General features: G+C 46.1%; 5 protein-coding genes. 3 read left to right on the plus strand and 2 right to left on the minus strand.

What is annotated here, in order from left to right:
* Positions 1–104: 104 nt before the first annotated feature.
* On the minus strand, positions 105–635 hold the full coding sequence (locus tag HH682_RS11215; protein WP_099825125.1) for a single-stranded DNA-binding protein: 531 nt from the start codon (positions 633–635) through the stop codon (positions 105–107).
* Positions 636–859: 224 nt separating this feature from the next.
* On the opposite strand from HH682_RS11215, the gene uvrA reads away from it, so the two are divergent.
* On the plus strand, positions 860–3,688 hold the full coding sequence (uvrA, locus tag HH682_RS11220; protein WP_214237635.1) for an excinuclease ABC subunit UvrA: 2,829 nt from the start codon (positions 860–862) through the stop codon (positions 3,686–3,688).
* Positions 3,689–3,741: 53 nt separating this feature from the next.
* Complete coding sequence (locus HH682_RS11225; RefSeq protein ID WP_214237636.1) at positions 3,742–4,794, plus strand: NAD(P)-dependent alcohol dehydrogenase; 1,053 nt, start codon at positions 3,742–3,744, stop codon at positions 4,792–4,794.
* Positions 4,795–4,836: 42 nt separating this feature from the next.
* Here HH682_RS11225 and HH682_RS11230 read toward each other — a convergent pair whose 3' ends face one another.
* Positions 4,837–5,256 (minus strand): secondary thiamine-phosphate synthase enzyme YjbQ, encoded by a 420-nt coding sequence (locus tag HH682_RS11230; protein ID WP_214237637.1) that lies wholly within the window; start codon positions 5,254–5,256, stop codon positions 4,837–4,839.
* 681 nt (positions 5,257–5,937) lie between these two features.
* On the opposite strand from HH682_RS11230, the gene HH682_RS11235 reads away from it, so the two are divergent.
* On the plus strand, positions 5,938–6,662 hold a 725-nt coding region (locus tag HH682_RS11235), incomplete at its 3' end, for a glycosyltransferase (RefSeq protein WP_214237638.1).

Below are 6,662 nucleotides of genomic sequence, written 5' to 3' on the forward strand. Positions count from 1 at the left end.
ACCGATATCGCTATTGGTATCCAAAACCTTTAGCCATTACAATAAAATTACCATAAAAAAACCCCCGTCATCACGGGGGTAGGCAGACACAGCGTTATCACATCTTAGAACGGGATATCGTCATCGAAATCCATTGGTGGCTCATTACCGCCGGCTGGAGCTTTAGGTGATTGCGGAGCCTGTCCGCCACCGCTAAATTGCGCGCCAGAAGATTGAGGCTGCTGTGGTTGACCCCAACCATTATTATTGTTTGGCGCACCGCCGCCTTGAGGAGCGTTATTACCTTGACGTCCACCTAGCATTTGCATTGTACCACCGACATTGACCACGACTTCGGTGGTGTAGCGATCTTGGCCACCTTGATCTTGCCATTTGCGCGTACGGAGTTGGCCTTCAATATAAACTTGAGAACCTTTACGCAGGTATTCACCAGCAACTTCCGCTAACTTACCGAACAACACAACACGGTGCCATTCAGTGATTTCTTTATTTTCACCGGTTTGCTTATCACGCCAGCTTTCAGAGGTTGCCAGTGTAATGTTTGTCACAGCTCCTCCATTTGGCATATACCGGACTTCTGGATCTTGACCCAAATTACCGACAAGAATCACTTTGTTTACGCCGCGACTGGCCATTGCACTCTCTCCTGATGAAAAATTATACAGATACTATCTAACGGATGATAGCACGTCACTGCTTAAGTTGGGTAGTTTAGAGCAAGCGCACAAAGGCAATCATTATAGCAAAAAGTACTGGATATTTATTCAGGTTATTTTTTGTGCCATACTATAGAGTCTGCTTGAAATCGATGCAGAGCGATGTCATCTCAGCGTATAGGCAATCAAATTGGGAAATGTGAATGGATAAGATCGAAGTACGGGGTGCACGAACCCATAATTTAAAAAACATCAACCTCACCATCCCCCGTGACAAGCTAGTGGTCGTCACTGGTCTTTCTGGATCAGGTAAATCCTCGCTGGCCTTTGATACCCTTTACGCCGAAGGGCAGCGGCGCTATGTCGAATCGTTATCGGCTTATGCTCGGCAGTTTCTCTCGTTGATGGAGAAACCCGATGTCGATCATATTGAGGGGTTATCTCCTGCCATTTCTATAGAGCAAAAGTCCACCTCACATAATCCACGCTCCACCGTGGGGACTATTACCGAAATTCATGACTATTTGCGCTTACTTTTTGCGCGAGTCGGTGAACCTCGCTGTCCTACGCATCATCAACCTCTCGCGGCACAAACCGTTAGCCAGATGGTTGATCAGGTTCTGAAACAACCTGAAGGACAACGATTAATGTTGCTCGCACCGGTAGTGAAAGATCGTAAGGGAGAGCATGTCAAAACCCTAGAGAGCCTCGCGGCCCAAGGTTATATCCGTGCTCGGATCGACGGAGAGGTTTGTGATCTGTCTGATCCGCCTAAGCTTGAACTACAGAAAAAGCACAGCATTGAAGTCGTGGTAGATCGCTTTAAAGTCCGTGATGATATCGGTACTCGCTTAGCGGAATCCTTTGAAACCACCCTCGCCTTGTCTGGGGGCACCGCTATTGTCGCCGATATGGACGATAGTAAAGCGGAAGAGCTACTCTTCTCCGCCAATTTTGCTTGTCCTGTTTGTGGCTACAGTATGCGCGAGCTTGAGCCGCGCTTGTTCTCGTTTAATAACCCAGCAGGGGCTTGTCAGACGTGTGACGGACTTGGCGTACAACAATATTTTGATCCTGAGCGTGTCATCCAGAACCGCGAAATCTCCCTCGCAAATGGTGCCATTCGCGGCTGGGATCGCCGCAATTTCTATTATTATCAGATGTTACGTTCACTAAGCGAACACTATAAATTTGATATTGAAGCCCCTTTCGAATCTTTAAGTACAGAGACGCAAAAAGTCATTCTGTATGGTTCCGGAAAAACCAATATCGAATTTAATTATGTGAACGATCGAGGCGATACCTCGGTTCGACGCCACGCGTTTGAAGGCGTCCTCCACAATATGGAGCGACGCTATAAAGAGACGGAATCGAATGCGGTTCGTGAAGAGTTAGCAAAGTTCATCAGTAACTGTGCCTGTAGCAGCTGCCACGGAACGCGGTTAAAAGAAGAAGCACGCAACGTGTTTGTTGCCGAGAACACGCTGCCAGAAATTTCAGAAATGAGTATTGGTCACGCGAGCGACTTTTTTGAGCAGTTGGCGCTAAATGGTCAAAAAGCACAGATTGCAGAAAAAATTCTTAAAGAGATCCGAGAGCGGCTCGGCTTTCTGGTCAATGTTGGTCTGAACTACTTATCACTGTCGCGTTCAGCGGATACCTTATCCGGTGGCGAGGCGCAACGAATCCGTCTTGCCAGCCAGATAGGTGCGGGGCTAGTGGGCGTGATGTATGTGCTGGATGAGCCTTCTATTGGCTTACACCAACGCGACAATGAGCGCCTACTGAGTACGCTGATCCATTTACGTGACTTGGGTAATACCGTGATCGTGGTGGAGCACGATGAAGATGCGATTCGCGCTGCCGATCACGTGATCGATATCGGTCCCGGTGCCGGAGTGCATGGCGGTTCTGTGGTCGCGGAGGGGAATGTTGAGCAGATCATGGCCAACGAAGATTCGTTAACAGGCCAATACCTTAGCGGTAAGAAAGCCATCGAAGTTCCTAAAAACCGCGTTAAAGCCGATCCTGAAAAAATGTTACGCATCGCGGGTGCTCGCGGTAATAACTTAAAAAATGTCACGCTTTCGCTTCCGGTAGGATTATTTACCTGTGTAACTGGGGTATCTGGATCCGGTAAATCGACCTTAATCAACGATACCTTATTCCCCATAGCCCAACGTCAACTGAATGGCGCAACTATTGCTGAACCGGCACCGTATCATGAGGTTAATGGTCTCGAACATTTTGATAAGGTGATTGATATCGACCAAAGCCCTATCGGACGAACCCCGCGGTCGAACCCTGCAACCTATACCGGTATCTTTACGCCGGTAAGGGAACTGTTTGCTGGAGTGCCCGAAGCGCGTTCACGGGGCTACACCCCTGGTCGCTTCAGTTTTAACGTTAAAGGCGGTCGTTGTGAGGCTTGCCAAGGCGATGGCGTAATTAAAGTTGAGATGCACTTCCTTCCAGATGTCTATGTTCCCTGCGATCAGTGCCAAGGTAAGCGCTATAACCGTGAGACCTTGGAAATCAAATATAAAGGGAAAAATATCCACGAAGTGCTGGAGATGACTATCGAAGAAGCTAAAGACTTTTTCGAGGCTGTGCCCGCACTGGCACGCAAGCTGCAAACCTTAATCAGTGTAGGACTTTCCTACATTCGTTTAGGGCAATCAGCAACGACCTTATCTGGAGGGGAAGCACAGCGGGTTAAACTGTCACGCGAGCTCTCTAAACGCGGGACTGGCCAGACATTGTATATTCTCGATGAACCGACGACAGGCCTACACTTTGCGGACATTCAACAGCTATTGGTTGTGTTACATCAGTTACGCGATCAAGGTAATACTATTGTCGTGATCGAGCATAATTTGGACGTGGTCAAAACCGCAGATTGGATTGTCGATCTGGGGCCCGAAGGAGGAAGTGGCGGAGGTGAAATCCTGATTGCAGGATCGCCTGAGACTGTAGCGGAATGTGAGCAATCGCATACTGCACGCTTCCTTAAACCTCTACTCGCCAAATAAACCTAAACGCCCAGATATTCTGGGCAATTTTGTTCTAACTATGAGGAGTTATCATGGCAGAAATTCATGCTTATGCAGCACAGGATGAAAAATCCCCCCTAACCCCTTTTGAATATTCTTCAAGGGAAGTGCGCGATAACGACGTCAAGATTGAGATTCTCTACTGCGGTGTTTGTCACTCTGATCTGCATATGGCGCGCAATGAGTGGAAAAATACGTTATATCCAATCGTTCCAGGCCACGAAGTTGTTGGCCGTATCGTCGATGCAGGCACTTCAGCGACAAAATTCAAACAAGGGGATTTAGTCGGAGTGGGTTGTATGGTCGACTCCTGCCGGACCTGCTCAAGCTGTGAGGAAGGTGCTGAAAACTACTGTGAAAATGGTTTCGTGGCAACCTACAACAGTAATGACCGCCATTCCGAAGCGATCACTTACGGCGGCTATGCTACGGATATCGTGGTTGACCAAGACTTTGTGCTAAAAGTGCCTGAAAACTTAGATCCTGCCGGCGTGGCACCGTTACTTTGTGCTGGCGTTACCACTTATTCGCCACTACGCCATTGGAAAGTGGGTCCAGGTCAGAAAGTTGGCATTGTCGGCTTAGGCGGCTTAGGGCATATGGGCGTTAAGTTAGCCCATGCTATGGGCGCGAAGGTTGTGTTATTTACCACATCCGCCTCTAAAATTGAGGATGGAAAGCGCTTAGGCGCTGACGAAGTCATCATTTCTAAAGATGCTGAGCAGATGGAAACACAGGTCAATAGCTTTGATTTGATCCTCAATACCGTTGCGGCACAACACGATTTAACGCAATTTATCCGTTTACTTAAACGTGATGGACACTTAGCGTTAGTCGGCGTTCCAGAGCACGACCACCCGGCACCGAGCGTGGCAGAATTAGTGTTTAAACGCCGGACTGTGGGTGGATCACTTATTGGTAGCATAGCGGAAACACAAGAGATGCTCGACTTTTGTGGCGAGCACAATATCACTGCGGATATTGAGTTAATCAATATCGACCAAATTAATGAAGCCTATGAACGTATGTTGAAAAGCGATGTGAAGTACCGCTTCGTTATCGACAATAACTCATTGAGAAAGTAAGTCATTACTTACCGTTCCCTCCCTGAGGGAACGGTATTTTCGTTAGATCTCACCTTGTAATGTGGCGATAATTTTACGACTACCGCCATGAATACGATGCTCCCCAAGCCATATTCCTTGCCATGTCCCCAACATCACTTTTCCTCGAGAGATCGGCAATAATAAAGAAACGCCTAATAACGATGATTTGATATGCGCAGGCATATCATCAGCCCCCTCATAATCATGTTGATAATCAGCATTATCGGGAACTGAACGCAGAAAATGTTGTTCCATATCCGCGCGTACTGTTGCATCACAATTTTCATTCAGCGTCAACGATGCCGACGTGTGTTGCAGAAATAGCTGCAGTTGACCGGCAGACAGGCTAGATATTTCAGGTATTGCTCGCAAAATCTCATCGGTGACCAGATGAAATCCACGGCGCTTTTCAGTTAAGGTAATGGTTTTCTGGTGCCACATGTGACCTCCTAAATGTACTTACTCAGTAGTGTAGCAAATCACGTCAACACGTAAGAAAAATCGCCCTACCGGTCAGAGATTACGAGTGAGAAACTCTCCCAATAATCGGTTAGCCGTAGTTTTTTACCTATTTTTGAGACTGTCCTCGATCACCGTGGCGGGTGGGTATTTTCTCTCTTCACTAGGCGCCAAATATTGTAGCAGAAGGGTATGATGTAACGCGCAAACCCACGAGTGCTGATAACCCGATGCAACGTCAATATAAAGTGGTCATGGGTCCAGCCAGCAATCATCTCCTCGAGATTCAAGGTAAAACGTCTTGGCATCGGTGTAGCCTGTCACCGCTCAGTACATTCGTGATCCCAAACTTGTAGGCCACCATTTTTATCTTGTCACAACAGAGTTAACCCCCCAAAGTCGGTGTGCGCATAGGCGGGTAATGGAGCATCCTAATACCAATAGGGGACCACGGCATAAATTCACCGTTCAGAGATGATTAACTGCCGATGCGAGATCGGTCAGCCCACTACGAAGGTCGTTTTCAGCGCCGAATGCTACACAAGTGGCCCAGCACTATAAAATATGGCATATACAGACTATCATCTTAACAAAATCCCTATAGTAACTTACAAACTCCTAATATAAGATTATTCTTCATTATGTTTATATTTGGGCTTTTAAATGTTCTTTGGTCATGATTTAGTCAAAAGTAAGGTCGAATTTTCATCGTTGGAAGGTGGAGAAGAGTTGAATATCGCCTATGGTGCAGACGATAAATTTATGTTTGGCGCTGGTGTTTCAATCGAATCAGTTATCATTAATAATAATGATAGAAAACTCAAATTCCATATATTTACTGATGATATTTCACGCGAAAATTTAGATAAGTTATCCCAAGTATGCAAAAAACATAAAACTACTATAAATATATATAATGTAAACACAGATTTTATTAAAACGCTTCCCACAAACAAAACATGGAACCACGCTATCTATTTTCGATTGATGATAGCCGACTACTTCTATGGCAAGGTTAGCAAAATCCTTTACTTAGACTCTGACGTATTCTGTAACGGTGATATTAGCTACTTAGTTAATTTAGATGTAAGTCGGTACACTGTAGCAGCTGTAAGCGATCCTGGCGCCAAGAACATCATTGAAGCTGATGAATTATTTGGGACCCAGCTCGGTTTCAAAGGCTATTTCAATTCTGGAGTGATGTTAATCAACACAAATGAATGGTACCGACTTTCTATCACAAAAAAATCAATGCATACACTCGTTAATGAGAGCAAATTTGATTCCTTAAAATATTATGACCAAGATGCTGGTAATGACTCCAATTTATTGATAGTGCTTTATCGTGAGGTAGTACCCGATGACCTTATCATGCAACTCCACCGACT

The organism is Rosenbergiella gaditana (assembly GCF_018494065.1).
Taxonomy (GTDB): Bacteria; Pseudomonadota; Gammaproteobacteria; order Enterobacterales; family Enterobacteriaceae; genus Rosenbergiella; species Rosenbergiella gaditana.

What these genes read in the sequence shown, in the direction of transcription:
- uvrA (WP_214237635.1), top strand. Translation starts at nt 860, where the DNA reads ATGGATAAGATCGAAGTACGGGGTGCACGAACCCATAATTTAAAAAAC.
- HH682_RS11215 (WP_099825125.1), bottom strand. Translation starts at nt 635, where the DNA reads ATGGCCAGTCGCGGCGTAAACAAAGTGATTCTTGTCGGTAATTTGGGT.
- HH682_RS11230 (WP_214237637.1), bottom strand. Translation starts at nt 5,256, where the DNA reads ATGTGGCACCAGAAAACCATTACCTTAACTGAAAAGCGCCGTGGATTT.
- HH682_RS11225 (WP_214237636.1), top strand. Translation starts at nt 3,742, where the DNA reads ATGGCAGAAATTCATGCTTATGCAGCACAGGATGAAAAATCCCCCCTA.